The 17,470-nt window shown below is 72.2% G+C and carries 14 protein-coding genes; 5 read left to right on the top strand and 9 right to left on the bottom strand.

Annotated elements, in window-relative coordinates; all coding sequences use genetic code 11:
* Nucleotides 1-2 precede the first annotated feature (2 nt).
* Both ABIE67_RS14385 and ABIE67_RS14380 read right to left on the bottom strand, forming a co-directional pair.
* Nucleotides 3-1,340 carry an MFS transporter gene (locus ABIE67_RS14385; RefSeq protein WP_370256895.1) on the bottom strand — a complete coding sequence of 446 codons (1,338 nt, stop codon included), beginning with the start codon at nucleotides 1,338-1,340 and terminating at the stop codon, nucleotides 3-5.
* 148 nt (nucleotides 1,341-1,488) lie between these two features.
* Nucleotides 1,489-2,091 carry a hypothetical protein gene (locus tag ABIE67_RS14380; protein ID WP_370256894.1) on the bottom strand — a complete coding sequence of 201 codons (603 nt, stop codon included), beginning with the start codon at nucleotides 2,089-2,091 and terminating at the stop codon, nucleotides 1,489-1,491.
* Between the two features lie 220 nt (nucleotides 2,092-2,311).
* On the opposite strand from ABIE67_RS14380, the gene ABIE67_RS14375 reads away from it, so the two are divergent.
* From ABIE67_RS14375 to ABIE67_RS14365, 3 genes are read left to right on the top strand one after another with little or no spacing between them, the layout of a single operon-like run.
* Entirely contained in the window at nucleotides 2,312-3,385 is a 1,074-nt protein-coding gene (locus ABIE67_RS14375; protein WP_370256893.1) for an exo-alpha-sialidase, read from the top strand.
* Nucleotides 3,386-3,437: 52 nt separating this feature from the next.
* Entirely contained in the window at nucleotides 3,438-4,163 is a 726-nt protein-coding gene (gene npdG / locus ABIE67_RS14370) for an NADPH-dependent F420 reductase (protein WP_370256891.1), read from the top strand.
* 53 nt (nucleotides 4,164-4,216) lie between these two features.
* The gene (locus ABIE67_RS14365) at nucleotides 4,217-4,402 is read left to right on the top strand and encodes a hypothetical protein (protein ID WP_370256890.1); all 186 of its coding nucleotides are present in this window, start codon (nucleotides 4,217-4,219) and stop codon (nucleotides 4,400-4,402) included.
* 1 nt (nucleotide 4,403) lies between these two features.
* On the opposite strand, the gene ABIE67_RS14360 is transcribed toward ABIE67_RS14365, so the two are convergent.
* On the bottom strand, nucleotides 4,404-5,204 hold the full coding sequence (locus ABIE67_RS14360) for a site-2 protease family protein (RefSeq protein ID WP_370256888.1): 801 nt from the start codon (nucleotides 5,202-5,204) through the stop codon (nucleotides 4,404-4,406).
* Nucleotides 5,205-5,431: 227 nt separating this feature from the next.
* Between ABIE67_RS14360 and ABIE67_RS14355 the strand changes: the two genes are divergently transcribed.
* A complete protein-coding gene (locus ABIE67_RS14355; protein WP_370256887.1) occupies nucleotides 5,432-9,040 on the top strand; it encodes a BTAD domain-containing putative transcriptional regulator in 3,609 nt (1,202 codons plus the stop codon).
* A 65-nt stretch (nucleotides 9,041-9,105) separates the two neighbouring features.
* Here the strand turns inward: ABIE67_RS14355 and ABIE67_RS14350 are convergent, their stop codons facing one another.
* The 6 genes from ABIE67_RS14350 to ABIE67_RS14325 form a co-directional block, all read right to left on the bottom strand.
* Complete coding sequence (locus ABIE67_RS14350) at nucleotides 9,106-9,936, bottom strand: ABC transporter permease (RefSeq protein WP_370256885.1); 831 nt, start codon at nucleotides 9,934-9,936, stop codon at nucleotides 9,106-9,108.
* Nucleotides 9,933-10,958 carry an ATP-binding cassette domain-containing protein gene (locus ABIE67_RS14345; RefSeq protein ID WP_370256884.1) on the bottom strand — a complete coding sequence of 342 codons (1,026 nt, stop codon included), beginning with the start codon at nucleotides 10,956-10,958 and terminating at the stop codon, nucleotides 9,933-9,935. Before ABIE67_RS14345 ends, ABIE67_RS14350 begins: the two co-directional genes overlap by 4 nt.
* Before the next feature lie 230 nt (nucleotides 10,959-11,188).
* Entirely contained in the window at nucleotides 11,189-12,412 is a 1,224-nt protein-coding gene (locus ABIE67_RS14340) for an MFS transporter (protein ID WP_370256883.1), read from the bottom strand.
* Nucleotides 12,413-12,569: 157 nt separating this feature from the next.
* Nucleotides 12,570-13,631 (bottom strand): endonuclease/exonuclease/phosphatase family protein, encoded by a 1,062-nt coding sequence (locus ABIE67_RS14335; RefSeq protein WP_370256882.1) that lies wholly within the window; start codon nucleotides 13,629-13,631, stop codon nucleotides 12,570-12,572.
* Between the two features lie 188 nt (nucleotides 13,632-13,819).
* The gene (locus ABIE67_RS14330) at nucleotides 13,820-14,449 is read right to left on the bottom strand and encodes a TetR/AcrR family transcriptional regulator (RefSeq protein ID WP_370256881.1); all 630 of its coding nucleotides are present in this window, start codon (nucleotides 14,447-14,449) and stop codon (nucleotides 13,820-13,822) included.
* 100 nt (nucleotides 14,450-14,549) lie between these two features.
* Complete coding sequence (locus ABIE67_RS14325; RefSeq protein ID WP_370256880.1) at nucleotides 14,550-16,136, bottom strand: MFS transporter; 1,587 nt, start codon at nucleotides 16,134-16,136, stop codon at nucleotides 14,550-14,552.
* 181 nt (nucleotides 16,137-16,317) lie between these two features.
* Here ABIE67_RS14325 and panB point away from each other — a divergent pair, with 181 nt between their 5' ends.
* A complete protein-coding gene (gene panB, locus ABIE67_RS14320) occupies nucleotides 16,318-17,193 on the top strand; it encodes a 3-methyl-2-oxobutanoate hydroxymethyltransferase (RefSeq protein WP_370256879.1) in 876 nt (291 codons plus the stop codon).
* Nucleotides 17,194-17,470: the final 277 nt, after the last annotated feature.

The following is a 17,470-nucleotide window of genomic DNA, read 5'->3' as shown; positions in this document are numbered from 1 at the left end:
GATCACCCCTCGGCAGGTGTCGGTGCCGGTGCGGGGGCCGGTGCGGCCGTCGCCGCCCGCTGCTCCCGCAGCCGTAGCGCGTGCTCGTTCGTCCGCGCGTCGTACGTCATGAGCTTCGGCAGGCACAGCGCCAGCAGCCCCACCGCGCCCACGCACAGCAGGCCGCCCGACCAGACGGACGCCCGTACGCCCTGCCAGGCGGCGACACCGCCCATATAGGTCTGGCCCAGCTGCGGGCCCACCGAGTACGACAGCAGCTCGATCCCGGCGAGCCGGCCGCGCAGCTCGTCCGGGATCGTCTGGTTCCACATCACCCCGCGGAAGACGCCGCTGACCATGTCGGCGGCGCCGCCGACGGTCAGGAAGAGCAGCACCAGCCACACGTTCCCGGCGACACCGGCCGCCGCGATCGCCACCCCCCACAGCGCGGCCGACACGACGACGGCCCGTCCGTGCCGGTGGACCCGCGAGGTCCAGCCGCTGGTCAGGCTCACCAGCATCGCGCCGGCCGGGACGGCGGCGTACATCAGACCGAGCGACCAGGGGGCGTTCAACTCGTCCGCGAGGAAGGGCAGTACGGCGAGTGGCATCGCGAAGAGCATCGCCGCGATGTCGATGACGTACGTACCGAGGAGCTCCTTGCGGCTCCAGGCGTAGCGGGCGCCCTCGGCGATGGCCTTGAGGGACGGCTTCGCGGCCTCGTGGGAGGCCGGGGAGGGGGCGAGGCCGACGACGAACAGGACCGAGACGACGAAGGTCAGCAGATCCGTGCCGTACGCCCAGCCGAGCCCCGCGTACGCGACGACCACGCCGGCCAGGGCCGGGCCCGCGACCCCGCCGACCTGCCAGCGCAGCGCGTTGAGCGAGGCGGCGGCCGGGAGGTGGTCGTGGGCCACGATCCGGGGCAACAGGGCGTCCAGGGCGGGGCGCTGCACCGAGACGAGGGCGGAGGACAGGGCGGCGACGACGTACAGCGGCCAGCTGGCGGGGGTCGGCAGCAGCGCGTTGACCAGCAGTGCCGCGCTCAGCACCGCCTGCCCGGCCTCCGTCCACACGATCAGCTTCCGCTTGTCGAGCGCGTCGGCCAGCGCACCCCCGTACAGCCCGAACACCACCAGCGGCACCAGCTGCACGGCCCCGATCGCCCCGACCGCCGCCGCGGACCCCGTGAGCTCCTTGATCTGCACAGGCAGCGCCACGAAGGTCAGAAAGCTCCCGAAGGAGGAGACCAGCCCCGCCAGCCACAACTTCCGGAAGTCGGCGGAGGCCCGCCAGGGCGTGAGGTCGGGGAGCACGGCACGGAGGCGGGAGGGGGATGGCGTGGGGGTGTCGTCCGTCACGAGGGGTCATGCTCGGGGGGTGCGGGGGCGGAGGCAAACGGATTTTGCGGGCCCGGGTCGGTCGCCGGCCGGCTCCGGCACGGTGGCTGCGGCCCGCCGGGGATGTCGGGCGCCTGTGCGAGGCAGGCGGTGCCGTGGTCGGGGCGGGTCACCAGCCGGCCGGCGGTGGTGCCGTCAGTGAGTCCGCCAGGCGGGAGAGGCGGTCCCGGAGGCGGTGGCGTCCTCTCGGGGAGGGCAGGGCGTTCTCGCCGGCGGCCGCGCTCACCAGGTGTTGCATGGTGTCCAGGTCCAGCTCCGCGCCCTGTGGCACGGCGAGCGTCTCGTGGGCCATGGTCGTCAGCTCCCCCTCGCCGGTGCCGAGGGCCAGCACCGTCGCCCCGGCCCGGCGGACGTCGTGCACCCGTTCCAGGAGCGGCGCCTCCGGCTCGTCCGGCGTCACCACCAGCAGGGTCTCCCCGCGCCGCGCCGCCGCCAACCGCCCCAGGCCGACCGCCAGATGCGCCGGATCCGAGGCGCGCGCGTCATGCCGTACGAGTGTCGGGGCCAGCTCCGGTGTCCCCGACCAGGCGGCCTCGTCCACCAGATGGGCCGCCAGATGCCACGGCTCGTACTCCGGTGTGCCGACCAGCAGCAGCCCGCCCCCGTGCGCCACCGCCGACGACCGCAGCGCCCCCGCGAACCGCCGGGTGGCTCCCAACCACTCGGTTCCGGCGAGTACTTCGCGCAGCAACGCGACACGTACGGCGTCCATACGACCGCATACTGCCGCAACCGGCCACTCGTGACCCGGAGTTCACCACGAATTCGCCCAACCTGGGCAGAGGGATCCGTTATCCCGCACAACCGTCCGACCACGGCCGCAGACCAGAGGAACACCCGATCACAGGAACACCCGATCAGAGGGACACGGGACCAGAGGGGCGCAGGCCCCGACCGGACTACTGGACCGCCGGCCTATCGAAGGAGCCCTCATGACAGAGACCAGCGTCCCCTTCCGCGCCGGCCGCGAGGGCTACGCCAGCTTCCGCATCCCGGCCGTCGTCACCACCTCCACCGGCACGCTCCTAGCGTTCTGCGAGGGCCGGGTCGAGTCCGCCGCCGACCACGGGCACATCGACATCGTGCTCAAGCGGTCGACGGACGGCGGCCGCACCTGGGGCCCGCTCGCGGTCGTCGCCGACAACAACTGGCACCTCGCCGGCAACCCGGCCCCGGTCGTCCTCGACACCGGCCGCATCCTGCTCGTCTACATCCGCAACCACGCCGGCGCCACCGAAGCCGCCATCCTGCGCGGCGAGGTCAGCGACGCCGACGGCCGCCGGATCTGGGTGCGGTACAGCGACGACGACGGGGCCACCTGGTCCAGCTCGAAGGAGATCACCGCGCAGGTGAAGCGGCCGGAGTGGCGCTGGTACGCCACCACGCCCGGCCACGCGATCCAGCTCGGCACCGGGCGGGTCGTCGTCCCCGCCAACCACACGATCCCGCCCATCGGCGACGACATCGGCAACGAGGCCAGGTACAACAGCGGGCACTGCATACTCAGCGACGACGGGGGCGCCACCTGGCGCATCGGCTACGTCGACGAGAACACCGACGGCTACATCAACGTCAACGAGACCACCGCGGCCGAACTCCCCGACGGCCGCGTCTACTTCAACACCCGCAACGACTCCCCGTCCCCCGGCAACCGGGCCGACGCCTACTCCGCGGACGGCGGCGCGACCCTGGTGAAGCCCTTCCGCCCGCAGGCCGGCCTGTCCGCCCCGATCTGCGAGGGCAGCGTCCTGCAGCTGCGCGATCCCGACGTGCTGCTCTTCTCCGGCCCCGCCGACCCGGCCGCCCGTGCCCTGATGACCATCCGCGCCTCCACCGACGGCGGCCTCACCTGGCGGTCCGCGCACACGGTGGACGGGCTGCCCGCCGCGTACTCGGACCTCGTGCGGATCGACGACGCGACGGTCGGGCTTCTCTACGAGACCGGCGACTTCGGCCCGTACGAGAGCATCACCTTCCGGCGGGTGCCCGTGACCGACCTCACCTGAGCCGTGGGGGAGGGCGCGGGAGGCGCGCGGTCGGCCGACGTAAGGTCGGCCCATGACCTCTACCGACAGTGCACAGCAGCCTGCCGGGGCTCCCGAGAAGGCCCCGGCCAAGGACCCCTGGGACCTCCCCGACGTCTCCGGGCTCGTCGTCGGCGTGCTCGGCGGGACCGGGCCGCAGGGCAAGGGCCTCGCCTACCGGCTCGCCAAGGCCGGGCAGAAGGTGATCATCGGTTCGCGGGCGGCCGACCGCGCCCGGTCCGCCGCCGACGAGCTCGGGCACGGTGTCGAAGGCGCCGACAACGCCGAGTGCGCACGGCGCAGCGACATCGTGATCGTCGCCGTGCCGTGGGAGGGCCACGGCAAGACGCTGGAGTCCCTGCGTGAGGAGCTGGCCGGCAAGCTGGTCGTCGACTGCGTCAACCCGCTGGGCTTCGACAAGAAGGGCGCCTACGCGCTGAAGCCGGAGGAGGGCAGCGCCGCCGAGCAGGCTGCCGCCCTGCTGCCGGACTCGCGGGTGACGGCGGCCTTCCATCACCTGTCGGCGGTCCTGCTCCAGGACCCCGGGATCGACGAGATCGACACGGACGTCATGGTGCTGGGCGAGGTCCGCGCCGACGTGGAGATCGTCCAGGCCCTGGCCGGCCGTATCCCCGGCATGCGCGGCGTCTTCGCGGGGCGGCTGCGCAACGCCCACCAGGTGGAGTCGCTGGTCGCGAACCTGATCTCGGTGAACCGGCGCTACAAGGCGCACGCGGGGCTCCGCGTCACGGACGTGTGAGGGATGGGGGACACTGGTCGCCGTAGCAGTGTCCCCCGAAGGAGCCGACCGAAATGCCCCGCCTTGGTGTCTATACCCTGATCGTCTGTCTGCTGGCCGTGGCCGCGGCCGTGATCTCCTTCGCGCAGGGCAGCTGGCTGGGCATCGTGTGGGTACTGCTGGCCGGGCTGTCGTCGAACATGACCTGGTACTACGTCAAGCGCGCCAGGGACGAGCGGCGCGGCTCCGTCACGGGCTGAGTCAGGCGCCGACCGAGCAGAGCTCGTTGGAGCCCTGCCAGAAGCGGAACAGGTCGTAGCCGCAGTAGGTGTCGAAGTCGCTGATGCCGAGGCCGCGCAGGATCGAGTCGATCACGTCGAAGAACGCGTGGTTGACCGGGCCGAGCCACAGCAGCGCGAACACGAACAGCAGGCCGAACGGGGCGAACGGCTCCACCTGGCGCTTGATGTTGTGCGACAGCCAGGGCTCGATCACACCGTAGCCGTCCAGGCCCGGGACCGGCAGGAAGTTCAGGATCGCCGCCGTGACCTGGAGCAGGGCGAGGAACGCGAGCGCGAACCGGAAGTCCCGGGGGACGCCGTCCAGGGCGTCCAGCCAGAACGGGGCGGTGCACACGACGGCGAACAGCACGTTGGTCAGCGGCCCGGCGGCCGAGATCAGACTGTGCCGCCAGCGCCCCCGGATCCGCCCGCGCTCGATGAAGACGGCACCGCCCGGGAGGCCGATGCCGCCCATGATCACGAAGATGACCGGCAGCACGATGCTGAGCAGCGCGTGCGTGTACTTCAGCGGGTTGAGCGTGAGATAGCCCTTCTCGCCGACCGAGATGTCGCCGCTGTGCAGGGCGGTGCGCGCGTGTGCGTACTCGTGCAGGCACAGGGACACGATCCAGGCGGCCGTCACGAACAGGAAGACGGCCAGGCCCGGCTGCTCGGCGAACCCGGTCCAGGTGGCCCAGCCCGTCACCGCCGTGACGGCCAGGATCCCCAGGAAGACGGGGCTGATCCGCCGGTCGCTGCGGCGGGTGAGAGCGGTGGTCATGAGGCGGGGCTCCTGGGGACGGGCGGACGGGAGGAGGACGGGACGTCGGGCCTGCCCGACCGTACCGGGCGCACGGGGAAAACGTCTCGCGGTGGGTCGGTGGTTCCAGGGAAGGTGGGGGCATGGTGGGGCCACCAGCCTCCCCCCACCGCCTCCCCCCACACACCGCCTTCGCCGACCCGCCTCCCGCCCCGACCCCGTGCCCCTCGCCCAACCGACCAGAGACAATGGACCCCGTGCGCTATCGCATCCTCGGCACCACCCAGGCAGTCCGCCCCGACGGCAGCCCCGTTCCGCTCGGTGGGGCGCGTCTGCGTGCCCTTCTGACCGTGCTCGCGTTGCGGGGCGGCCGGGCCGTGCCGGCGAGCATGCTGGTCGACGAGGTGTGGGAGGGAGGGCCGCCCGCCGACGCCACGGGCGCGTTGCAGGCGCTCGTCGGCAGGTTGAGGCGGGCGCTCGGGGCGGACGCGGTCGTCTCGGCCGAGGGCGGGTACCGCCTTGCCGCCCTGCCCGACGACATCGACCTGCACCGGTTCGAGCGCCTCGTCGGCGAGGGCACGCGCGCGTTGGCCGACGGCGACCCCGCCAAGGCCGCCGTAGCTCTCGACGACGCCCTCGCCCTGTGGCACGGCCCCGCCCTCGCCGACCTCCCCGACCGCACCGCCGAGGCGGCCCGTCAGGAGGCCCGGCGTCTCGACGCCCTGCGCGCCCGCCACACCGCCGCACTCGCCCTCGGTCACGCCGAGCAGTCCCTGCCCGAGCTGACCGCCCTGTGCGACACCCACCCCCTGGACGAACCCCTCCAGGCGCTGCGCCTACGCGCCCTGCGCGACGCGGGCCGCACGGCGGAGGCACTGGCCGCCTACGAGGACGTACGACAACTCCTCGCGGACCGGCTCGGGTCGGACCCGGGGCCGGAACTGCGGTCGCTGCACGGGGAGTTGCTGCGGCCGGGGGAGAGGGCGCACGGCGGCCGGCACGGTTCGCGCGCCGGCGACGGGCTCGGGATCGCCCACCGTGAGCCGCGCGCCACCCAGGCGGGGCCCGGGACCCGGCCGCGCGGCGCCGGAACCAGCGACGCGGATGCCCGCCGTCCGGAGCCCGCGGGTCCGGGCATGAGCCCGTCGACGGGCCCCGGAGACCTCGCAGCCCCCGTTGCCCGTGCCACGGTCGCACCCGGCCGACCCCACGCCCCCCACCCCCTCGACTCCCCGACCGCCCCCGGCACGCACCACGCCCCTCCCTCCACCACCCGCACCACACCCGCCCCCGGCCTGCCCGGCCCCCCTCGGTCCCCGGCCCCTGCCTCGCCCCTGCCCCCACCCCCCGGCAACCTCCGTGCCCGCCTCACCTCCTTCGTCGGCCGGGAAGCCGACATCGAGGCGATCCGGGGGGACCTCGCCGGTGCCCGGCTCGTCACCCTGCTCGGGCCGGGCGGTGCCGGGAAGACGCGGCTGTCGCAGGAGGCCGCCGAGAGTGTGCGGGACGGGGCGCCGGACGGGGTGTGGCTGGTCGAGCTCGCGCCGGTGGACGACCCCGCGGCCGTACCGGAGGCCGTCCTCACGGCGGTCGGTGCCCGCGAGACCGTGCTGTACGGCGCGGGGGCCGAGGCCATGCGCGCCGGATCGGAGCGGCCCGACGACCCCGTCGAGCGGCTCGCCGAGCACTGTGGCAAGCGCCGGATGCTGCTGATCCTCGACAACTGCGAACATGTCGTCGAGGCCGCCGCCCGCCTTGCGGCGGAGCTGCTGGAGCGCTGCCCGGAGCTGACGGTGCTGGCCACCAGCCGTGAACCCCTGGGCGTACCGGGGGAGTTGCTGCGGCCCGTCGAGCCGTTGCCCGAGCCCGTCGCGCTGCGGCTGCTCGCCGACCGGGGCGCGGCCGCCAGGCCCGGCTTCCGTGTCGACGCCGACGACGAGACCGCGGCGGCCTGCACCGAGATCTGCCGGCGTCTCGATGGTCTTCCCCTCGCCATCGAGCTCGCCGCCGCCCGGCTCCGTATGTTGACGCCACGTCAGATCGCCGACCGGCTCGACGACCGGTTCCGCCTGCTCACCTCCGGCAGCCGTACCGTCCGGCCCCGCCAGCAGACCCTGCGGGCGGTCGTCGACTGGTCCTGGGAGCTGCTGGACGACGACGAACGGGACGTACTGCGGCGGCTGTCCGTCTTCGCGGGCGGCTGTGACCTCCCCGCCGCCGAGGCCGTCTGCGGGCCCGCCGCCCTCGAAACGCTCGGCTCGCTCGTCGACAAGTCCCTGGTGGTGGCCGCCCCCTCGGCGGACGGGGCGATGCGCTACCGGCTGTTGGAGACCGTCGCCGAGTACGCCGCCGAGCGTCTCGACGAGACGGGACGGCGTGCGGAGGCCGAGCGCGCGCATCTGACGTACTACCGCGAACTCGCCCGCACCACCGACCCGTTGCTGCGCGGCCCCCGCCAGCTCGCCGCCATCGGGCGGCTGGAGCGCGAGTACGAGAACCTGCGGGTCGCCCTGCGCCGGGCCGTCGCCGACCGTGACGCGCAGGAGGGGCTGTGCCTGGTCCTCTCGCTGGCCTGGTACTGGCAGATGCGCGATCTGCGGATCGAGGCCCGCAACTGGTCCCGCGAGGTGCAGACGCTCGGCCCCGACCCGTTCCCCGAGCCGGCCCGCCGGGCGCAGCCGGTGTGGGAGCGGTGCACGGACACCCCGCCGCCGTGGACGGGAGAGATTCTCGAAGAGGCCTGGCGCGGTGTCCATCTCGTCCACCTCGCCTGCATGGACACCGAGCTGGACGCCTGGCAGACCCCCGAGGCGCAGGCCAAACTGCGCGCCATCGCCGCCACCTACGAGCCCGGCATGCCGCAGACCTGCCGTATCCCCGGCTCCCTCTGGTTCTTCGCCGTCATGCTGACCGGGGACATGGAGCGGCTGCGGAAGGTCATCGACGCCACCGTCCGCACCTCCCGCGCGACGCCCGGGTACGACTGGGAGCTCGCCGCGAGCCTGCACTCGCGTGCCAACCTGCTCGCCAACCGCAGCGACTGGGCGGGCGACGCCACGCGGGACGCCGACGAGGCGCTGGAGATCTACGCGCGCCTGGGGGACCTGTGGGGCACCGCCGAGGCGCTCTCCGCGCGCGCCGAGGCATGCGAACGCAAGGGCGAGTGGGACTCCGCCGCCGCCAACTACGAGGCGGCGATCGAGCACGCCGAACAGCTCGGCGCCCGCGCCCAGGTGTCGGTCCTGAACGCCCGCCTCGGCAACGCGCTGATGGAGACCGGCGAGACCGAGCGCGGCGAACGCCTGCTGCACGAGGTGATCGCCCGCAGGGACGGCGCGCGCAACGAGGCGATGCCGGCCGCCCGGATGTTCCTCGCCGGCCACCTCGGCATGACCGGCCGCGTCGCCGAGGCGCGGGAGCAGCTCCGGCTGCTGCGCGAGGAGTTCTCCATCGCCACCTTCGTCATCTTCGACGCCTACATTCTCGGCTCGGAGGCCTGGCTGGACGCCGTCGACGGGTGCGACGAGGAGTGCCTGGCCAAGAGCCGCCGGGCCCTGGAGCAGGCCGCGGACCCGCTGTCCCTGGCCATCGCGCCCAGCATGCGCACCCTGTTCCTGCACATCGCCGCCCTCGCCCTCGCCACCGTCGACGACGGCGGCCGCGCCCGCGACGGCGCCCTGTGCGTCGGTGCCGGCGACGCGCTGCTGCCGCCCGGCCATGTCCCGACGGCCCTGGAGCGCGAGGCACGCGGCAGGGCCACGCGGGGGCTGCGCACGGCCCTCGGCGACGAGGCGTACGAGGCGGCGTACGCGCAGGGCGGCCGCCTCTCCCCCGAGGAGGCCGCCGCCCTGATCTGACGCGAACCGTCGTGCCGCCGAGTACGCCGACTCTTCGTGGACGCCGGCGCTGCGCTCCGCGAACGTCAGCTCTTCGTACGGAACTTGTGGATGGCCACCGGTGCCATGATCGCCGTGATGGCCACCGACCAGGCCAGCGTCACCCACAGGTCGTGCGCCACCGGCCCGCCCACCATCAGGCCGCGCGCGGCGTCTGCGAGGGTGGACAGCGGGTTGTAGTCGGTGAAGGCCTGCAGCCAGCCCGGCATCGACGTCGTCGGCGCGAAGATCGACGAGCCGAACTGGAGCGGGAACAGCACCAGGAAGCCCATCGCCTGCACGGACTGCGCGTTCTTCATGATCACGCCGAGGGTGAGGAACACCCACATGATCGACGAGGCGAACGCCGTGGACAGGGCCACCGTCGCGAACAGACCGGGCCAGTTGGTGATGTCGAACCCGACCGCCACGGAGACGATCATCAGCACGGTGGTCGCGAACAGCATCCGCAGCAGCTCCACCGAGATCTTCGCGAAGAGCACCGAGCCGCGCCCGATCGGCAGTGACCGGAAGCGGTCCATCACACCGGAGTTGAAGTCCTGGCTGAAGCCCGTGCCGACGCCCTGGGACAGCGTCATGCTCATCATCGCGATCATGCCGGGGATCACGTACTGCACGTACTGGTCCTGACCGCCGCCGAGCGCCTGCCCGATCGAGCCGCCGAACACGAACACGAACAGCAGGGTGAAGATGACCGGCATCAGCAGCGCGTCGGCCATCGACTCCGGGTCCTGCCGGATCCACAGCAGGTTGCGGCGGACGAGGGCACCGGTGTGCCGCAGGTGTCCGCGCAGGGTGATGCGGGCGTCGGCGGTGCCGGTGGCCGTGGGCGCGGTGGACAGGGTGGTGGCGCTCATACGGCGACCTCCTCGCGGGCGTCGGCGGGCGTGGCGTCCTGCGGGGCACTGGCGCGGTGGCCGGTGAGGGACAGGAACACCTCGTCCAGGCTGGGCAGTTCGGTGGTGATGGAGGCGAGCGTGATGCCCTGCGCGGTGACCGCGCCGACGATGGCGGTGAGCTGCTCGTCGCTGAGGACCGGGACGAGGAGGGTGCCGGTCTCGGTGTCCACGGTGGTGGTGGCGAGGCCGGTGATGCCGAGGTCGTCGAGGTATCGGGCGAGGGGCCGCAGCTGCAGGGCGTCGGCCGGCCGCACGCGCAGGGTCCGCCCGCCGACCTTGGCCTTGAGCTCCTCGATGCCCCCGCCCGCGATGACCTTGCCCCGGTCGACGACGGTCAGTTCGGAGGCGAGCTGCTCGGCCTCCTCCATGTACTGGGTGGTGAGCAGCACGGTCACACCGTCCCCGACCATGGCCTTGACCTCGTCCCACACCTCGTTGCGGGTACGCGGGTCCAGCCCGGTGGTCGGCTCGTCGAGGAAGAGGACCGCGGGCCGCCCGATCATGGAGGCGGCCAGGTCGAGCCGTCGCCGCATGCCGCCGGAGTAGGTCGAGGCGGGCCGCTTCGCCGCCTCGGTCAGCGAGAACCGCTCCAGCAGCTCATCGGCACGCGCGCGGGCGTCCTTCCGGGGCAGATCGAGCAGCCGCCCGATCAGATACAGGTTCTCCCACCCCGGAAGCTTCTCGTCCACCGAGGCGTACTGCCCGGTGAGCCCGATAACCCGCCGCAGCTGCCGAGGCTGCCGTACGACGTCGTATCCGGCGACGACGGCCTGTCCGGCGTCCGGCGCCAGCAGTGTGGACAGGATCCGCACCAGGGTGGTCTTCCCGGCCCCGTTCGGCCCGAGCACCCCCATGACGGTGCCCTCGCGCACATCCAGGTCCACACCGTCCAGCGCCTTGGTCTCGCCGTAGTGCTTGACCAACCCCCGTACCGAGACGGCCGTGCTCGCACCGCCCGGGTTCTTGTCGATTCGCGTCATGGAGACGACGGTGTCAGGCCCCACCGACAAACCACCGACAGCTCACCGACACGGCCGACAGATGACCGAGCGGCAGCGCCCCCAGGGGCCCGAAGGGCCCCAAGGGGCGCGGGGCTGTGTCGATATGCGGCTCCGCCGCGGGGCGCGACCAGCCACGACGGCGCAGCAGTCGACAGACCACACACCGCGGCACATCCGTGGTCGAACCCGCGACGGAAAACGGAAAGACGTCAGTGCCGAACCGTTTCGGCCCGCTCCGGAACACGCCCCGCAACCACACGCTCCCGCCCACCGAGCGGAGCGCCCCGGCGTCGGTCCACCGCGTACGCGACCGACGCGACCCCGAGCCCTAGCACGGCCAGCGTGGCTCCGACCAGCGCCGGCGACGTCACGCCGAAGCCGGCCGCGAGAGCGAGGCCGCCGATCCAGGCGCCGCCCGCGTTCGCGAGGTTGAAGGCCGCCTGGTTGGCGGAGGAGGCCAGGGACGGAGCCGACGACGCCTTCTCCATCACCATCAGGTTGAGCGGGGAGCCGGTCACGAACGCCGCCATGCCGAGCAGCGCCACCGCCAGGGCCGCGCTCCACGCCGTGGACATCAGGACCGGGAACAGGGCCAGCACCGCGGCCAGCGAGAGCAGGCCGCCGAACAGGGTCCTGCGCATCGAGTGGTCCGCCAGCCGCCCGCCCAGCAGGTTGCCGACGGTCGCGCCCACGCCGAACAGCGCCAGCAGCAGCGTCACGCTGGCGTCGGCGTACCCGGCGGCGTCGGTCAGCATCGGCGTGATGTAGCTGTACGCGGCGAAGAGCGCGCCGAAGCCCGCGACCGTGGTGCCGAGCGCCAGCCACACCGGCAGGGAGCGCAGCGCGGCCAGCTCGCCGCGCAGGCCGGCCGCCGGAGCGGTGTGCGCCTCACCGCGCGGGATGAGCAGCGCCAGCGCCGCCATCGCGGCCAGGCCGATCGCGCTCACGCCGAGGAAGGTCGCCCGCCAGCCCATGCTCTGCCCCATGAGCGTGGCCACCGGCACGCCCGCGACGTTGGCCATCGTCAGGCCCAGGAACATCAGCGACACGGAGCGGGCCTTGCGCTCCGGCGCGACCATGTTCGTCGCCACGACCGCGCCGACACCGAAGAAGGCGCCGTGCGGCAGACCGCTCAGGAAGCGGGCGGCCACCAGCCAGTGGTAGTCGGGGGCGAAGGCCGACAGGGCGTTGCCCGCGACGAACAGGGCCATGAGGCCGATCAGGACCGTGCGGCGCGGCATGCGTGCCGTGACCGCCGCCAGCAGCGGGGCGCCGATGACGACGCCCAGCGCGTACGCCGAGACCAGGTGCCCGGCGGTGGGGATCGAGATGCTCAGGTCGTTCGCGACTTCGGGCAGGAGGCCCATCATCACGAACTCGGTCGTACCTATGCCGAAGGCGCCGACGGCCAGGGCGAGCAGGGCCAGGGGCATGAAAAGAGCCTGTGCCTTTCAGGGGGTCGAGAGCGGAGTTCCGTACCTTGTATGTTCAGTAACGGAACAAAGCCTCTCAGGCCCAGTATTCCGGCAGCTGACGATCAGGTTACCGAGACCCGTCCAGACACGGCTGACCAGGGGTTTTCAGGACCCTTCAGGACGCGGATGTGTCGACCTTCACACGCGCCGCGACCGGCAGATGGTCGCTCCCGGTCGCCGGCAGCGTCCACGAGCTCATCGGCTCGACGCCCTTCACCATGATCTGGTCGATCCGCGCCATCGGGAACGACGCCGGCCAGCTGAACCCCATCCCGCTGCCCGAAGCGCCCTGCGTGGAGCGCATCTGGGCGGTGACGGCGCGCAGGGCGCGGTCGTTCATCGTGCCGTTCAGATCGCCGAGCAGGACGACCTTCCGCACCGGCTCGTGGGCGATGGCCTCGCCCAGTGCGTTGGCGCTCTTGTCGCGCTGCCGGGCGGTGAACCCGGCCTCCACCTTCACCCGCACCGACGGCAGGTGGGCGACGTACACCGCGACCTGCCCGGCCGGCGTGGCCACCGCGGCCCGCATGGCGCGGGTCCAGCCCAGCTCGATGTCGACGGGCTTGACCCCGCTCAGCGGGTACTTGCTCCACAGCCCGACCGTGCCCTGCACCGAGTGGTACCTGTACGTCGACCCGAGCGCCTTCTCGTACGTCGGGACCGCCGCCGTCGTCAGCTCCTCCAGGGCCACGACGTCCGCGCCGGACGCGGCCACGTCCTGGGCGGTGCCGGCCGGATCGGCGTTGTCGGCGTTGACGTTGTGCGTGGCCACCGTCAGATCGCCGCCGGCGCCGGTCTTGTCGGTGAGCTGGCCGCCGAAGAGGTTCAGCCACACGATCGCCGGGAGCAGTACGGCGATGAGCGCGGTCGCGGACTTCCGCACCAGGGCCAGCAGGAGCAGCACCGGGACGCACAGGCCCAGCCAGGGCAGGAACGTCTCGGTCAGGCTGCCGAGGTTGCCGATCGCGTTCGGGATCTTCGCGTGCAGCCCCATCACCAGGGCGAGAACCACCGCGAGGGCGGCCAGCACGATGCCGCGCCGCCAGACGCGTGGGTCGCCGCGCCAGCCCGCCACCAGGCCCTTCAGGAGGTTCGTCAGGCGCCGGAGCCCAGATTCCCGGCGCTCGGGACCCGAGCCGCCGTTGTCCGTCTCCGTCACGTACGCCTGCTGCGCCATACCGTCGCCTCACTACCTGCCGTGCACACCGTCGTCCCCCCGCGCCCAAAGAAACCCTAGGGGATGATCGGCTCCGTTCCTGCCGTACTGATGACGGCCGTACGGGGGCGAGGACGTACAAGTCGCCTTCGGGAGTTCCGGTCACGGCGAGGGAAAGCGCGCTCTGTGACGAAACGCGCACACGCGATCTACGGGGTGCGTGAACTGACGGGCCGTAGGCCTTCGAGCACGGTGTCGACCATCTGCTCCGCCAGCCCCTGCGGAAGGTCGGCGTCCGGTCGCATGACGGCACGCACCAGCATCGGGCCGAAGATCATGTCGTTCATCACGTCGACATCGATGTCCGTGCGCAGTTCGCCGTTCTCCTGCCCGCGGCGCAGGATTGCGTGCTGTTTTCTGCGCCGCGGCTCGAGGACGATCGCGTGGTAGGCGTCCCAGATCTTCGGTGTGCTCTTCATCTGGGCGATGACGTTGTGCAGGAGCACCGACGAACGGGTCATCACGCCGCGTTGGCGCAACTGCTCCAGCAGCGCCACGAGATCGTCGCGCACCGAGGTGCCGGGCAGCTCGGGGTCCGGGGGCTCGGCGGCGCGCACGACGTCGACGAAGAGCTCCTCCTTGCCGCTCCAGCGGCGGTAGATGGTGGCCTTGCCGACGCCCGCCGTCCGGGCGATCCGCTCGATGGACAGCTCCGCGAGCGGCACGCCGTCCTCCAGCAGCTTCAGGATGCCCTCCATGATGGCCCGTTCCACGGCCTCGCTGCGGGGGCGGCCCCTGACCGGGCCGTCCGGCCGGGGGTGGCTGTCGGCGAGACTCACTTGGTTCGGTCCTTTCCTGGGCTGTGCCGATTCTCCCCCGGATGCGACGTCGTCGCGTACGCGGCGCGGGTCGGCGGGTGCCGACGCCGCCCCGTTCCCGCTACTCGGCGGCCACCAACTCCCGCTTCCCCTCGTCGTCCTGAGGTGCCGTCGGCCTCCCCGGCAGGAAGAGCGCCACGACCACCGCGCCGAGCACCGCGACGCCCGCGCCCCACAGCGCCGTGACGTGCATGGAGTGCAGGAAGGCGTCGTGGGCCGCGCCGACGAGGGACTCGCCCTTCGGGCCGAGCCGGTCCGCGAAACCGAGCGTGGCCTCGATGGACTCGCCCGCGGTGTGCCGTACGCCCTCCGGAAGCACCGTGAGCCGGTCCTCGATGCCGTTCCGGTAGGTGGTCGACATGACGGAGCCGAGTACGGCGATGCCCAGCGCGCCGCCGACCTGGCGGAAGGTGTTGCTGAGGGCGGAGGCGGAACCGGCCTTCTCGCGGGGCAGGGCCTGCATGATGACGACGCTGACCGGGGTCATGATGTGCGCCATCGCGGCGCCCATGAGGAAGAAGACGACCTCCAGCAGCCAGATGGGCGTGTCCGCCTCGAACGTGGCGAAGGCGGCCAGGGTGAGCGCGATGAGCAGCATGGCGCCGGTGGTCGTGGCCCGGTTGCCGAACCGGTCGACGACGAGCCGGGCGCGCGGCGCGAAGATCATCTGGGCGGCGGCGAGCGGCAGCATCAGCAGACCGGTCTCCAACGGCGAGTAGCCACGCACGCTCTGGGTGTAGAAGACCGAGAAGAAGGTCACGCCCATCAGGGCGAAGAAGACCAGCGCGATCACACCGATCGCGGCCGAGAAGACCTTGTTGCGGAAGTAGGTGACGTCGATGGACGGATGGTCGCTGCGCTTCTCGAACACGACGAAGGCGGCGAGGACGGCGAGCCCGGCGGCGATGGTCACCAGCACCGTCACGTCCGTGAAGTCGGCGAGCTGACCGCCCTTGATGATGCCGTAGACGAGAAGGACGAGCCCGACGACGGACAGCACGACGCCGATGGGGTCGATGCGGCCGGGGTTCGGGTCCCGCGAGTCCGGGACCAGCCACAGCATCAGCGCGAGCGCGAGCAGCACGATCGGCACGTTGATGAGGAAGACCGAGCCCCACCAGAAGTGGTCGAGCAGCACACCGCCGGTGATCGGCCCGATGGCGATGGCGAGTCCGACGCCGCCGGCCCAGATGCCGATGGCCTTGGGCTGCTCGTCGCGCTCGAAGACGTTCATCAGCACGGCGAGGGTGGCCGGCATGACGAACGCGGCACCGAGGCCCATCACCGCGCGGAAGGCGATCAGCTCGCCGGGCGAGCCGGAGAACGCGGCGAGGGCGGAGCCGATGCCGAAGACCGCGAGCCCGCCGAGCAGGACCTTCTTGCGGCCGAGGCGGTCACCGAGGATGCCCGCGCTGAACAGCAGGCCGGCGAAGACGAGGGTGTAGGCGTTGATCGCCCACTCCAGCTCGCTCTGGGTGGCGCCCAGGCCGGTCGGGGCCGGGGTCGAGATGGTCTTGATGGCGACGTTCAGGATGGAGTTGTCGAGGACGACGATCAGCAGGCTCAGCATCAGCACGCCGAGGATCGCCCAGCGGCGCCGGTGCACGGCTTCCGGTATGCGGGGGGCTGTGGCGGCGGGAGAAGTCATGCTGTCGAAGGTACCGGATTTACGATACGGGTCCGTCTCGTATCGTAATTTCTTACCGAGAACTTACGCGCGGCGGAAGTCACCCGGGATGGTCTGGCCCTCCCTGGCACGAAGTGCCACCATGGAGGGGATCCGGGGACGCCGTCAGGGCGCCTCGAGATGACATGAAGGAGCCGTTGCCATGACGCAGCTTTCGGCTGCCCAGACGCCTCAGGCGAAGCCCTCCGACGGCAGCAAGGCGCTGTACGGGGGGAAGGGAACCCGCCGCATCACCGTCCGGGACATCGCCCTCGCCAAGGAGCGGGGCGAGAAGTGGCCCATGCTCACCGCCTACGACGCGATGACCGCGTCCGTCTTCGACGAGGCCGGCATCCCGGTCATGCTCGTCGGCGACTCGGCGGGCAACTGTCACCTCGGGTACGAGACCACCGTGCCCGTCACGCTCGACGAGATGACCATGCTGTCGGCCGCCGTCGTACGGGGCACCTCGCGCGCCCTGATCGTCGGCGACCTGCCCTTCGGGTCGTACCAGGAGGGCCCGGTCCAGGCGCTGCGCTCGGCGATCCGGCTGGTCAAGGAGGCGGGCGTCGGCGCCGTGAAGCTGGAGGGCGGCGAGCGCTCGCACGAACAGATCCGGCTGCTGGTCGAGTCCGGCATCCCGGTCATGGCCCACATCGGCCTCACCCCCCAGTCCGTCAACGCCATGGGCTACCGCGTCCAGGGCCGCGGCGAGGAGGCGGCCCAGCAGCTGCTGCGCGACGCGAAGTCCGTCCAGGACGCGGGCGCGTTCGCGGTCGTCCTGGAGCTGGTCCCGGCGGAGCTCGCGGCCGAGGTCACCCGTGTCCTCCACATCCCGACGGTCGGCATCGGCGCCGGTGCGGACACGGACGCGCAGGTCCTCGTCTGGACGGACATGCTGGGCCTGACCGGCGGCCGCGTCCCCAAGTTCGTCAAGCAGTACGCCAACCTCCGCGAGGTCATGGGCAACGCGGCGAAGGCGTTCGCGGAGGACGTGGTCGGCGGGACGTTCCCGCTGGAGGAGCACTCCGTGCACTGAGCCCTCCGGGGCCACTGAGCCCTTGGGGCCCGTGGAGCCCGACCGGGCTCCACAGAGCCACTGCGGCACCACGACAGCCCGCCGATCTTCCCCCGTCGGCGGGCTGTCGCCCCAATGAACTTGGCTCGGGGGGCGGGGACTTGAAGCTGATGCGTGGCGTGCCGGCGCCTCTCGGCCAGGCCGCCCACTACACGCCCCCCCTCGTGAGGCGTAGCGCGGCCCCGCCCCGATCACTCGATGACTACCGGGTGGCGCGGCCCGCGCCCGCGCGCCGCGC

Source organism: Streptomyces sp. V4I8 (assembly GCF_041261225.1).
In the GTDB taxonomy this organism is placed as follows: Bacteria; Actinomycetota; Actinomycetes; order Streptomycetales; family Streptomycetaceae; genus Streptomyces.
The sequence above is the reverse complement of the archived record's forward strand: the minus strand, read 5'-3'. Positions and strand labels throughout refer to the sequence as shown.

What these genes read in the sequence shown, in the direction of transcription:
- ABIE67_RS14360 (WP_370256888.1), bottom strand. Translation starts at nt 5,204, where the DNA reads ATGACCACCGCTCTCACCCGCCGCAGCGACCGGCGGATCAGCCCCGTC.
- ABIE67_RS14325 (WP_370256880.1), bottom strand. Translation starts at nt 16,136, where the DNA reads ATGACTTCTCCCGCCGCCACAGCCCCCCGCATACCGGAAGCCGTGCAC.
- ABIE67_RS14335 (WP_370256882.1), bottom strand. Translation starts at nt 13,631, where the DNA reads ATGGCGCAGCAGGCGTACGTGACGGAGACGGACAACGGCGGCTCGGGT.
- ABIE67_RS14365 (WP_370256890.1), top strand. Translation starts at nt 4,217, where the DNA reads ATGCCCCGCCTTGGTGTCTATACCCTGATCGTCTGTCTGCTGGCCGTG.
- ABIE67_RS14375 (WP_370256893.1), top strand. Translation starts at nt 2,312, where the DNA reads ATGACAGAGACCAGCGTCCCCTTCCGCGCCGGCCGCGAGGGCTACGCC.
- ABIE67_RS14380 (WP_370256894.1), bottom strand. Translation starts at nt 2,091, where the DNA reads ATGGACGCCGTACGTGTCGCGTTGCTGCGCGAAGTACTCGCCGGAACC.
- panB (WP_370256879.1), top strand. Translation starts at nt 16,318, where the DNA reads ATGACGCAGCTTTCGGCTGCCCAGACGCCTCAGGCGAAGCCCTCCGAC.
- ABIE67_RS14350 (WP_370256885.1), bottom strand. Translation starts at nt 9,936, where the DNA reads ATGAGCGCCACCACCCTGTCCACCGCGCCCACGGCCACCGGCACCGCC.
- ABIE67_RS14355 (WP_370256887.1), top strand. Translation starts at nt 5,432, where the DNA reads ATGGACCCCGTGCGCTATCGCATCCTCGGCACCACCCAGGCAGTCCGC.
- ABIE67_RS14345 (WP_370256884.1), bottom strand. Translation starts at nt 10,958, where the DNA reads ATGACGCGAATCGACAAGAACCCGGGCGGTGCGAGCACGGCCGTCTCG.
- npdG (WP_370256891.1), top strand. Translation starts at nt 3,438, where the DNA reads ATGACCTCTACCGACAGTGCACAGCAGCCTGCCGGGGCTCCCGAGAAG.
- ABIE67_RS14340 (WP_370256883.1), bottom strand. Translation starts at nt 12,412, where the DNA reads ATGCCCCTGGCCCTGCTCGCCCTGGCCGTCGGCGCCTTCGGCATAGGT.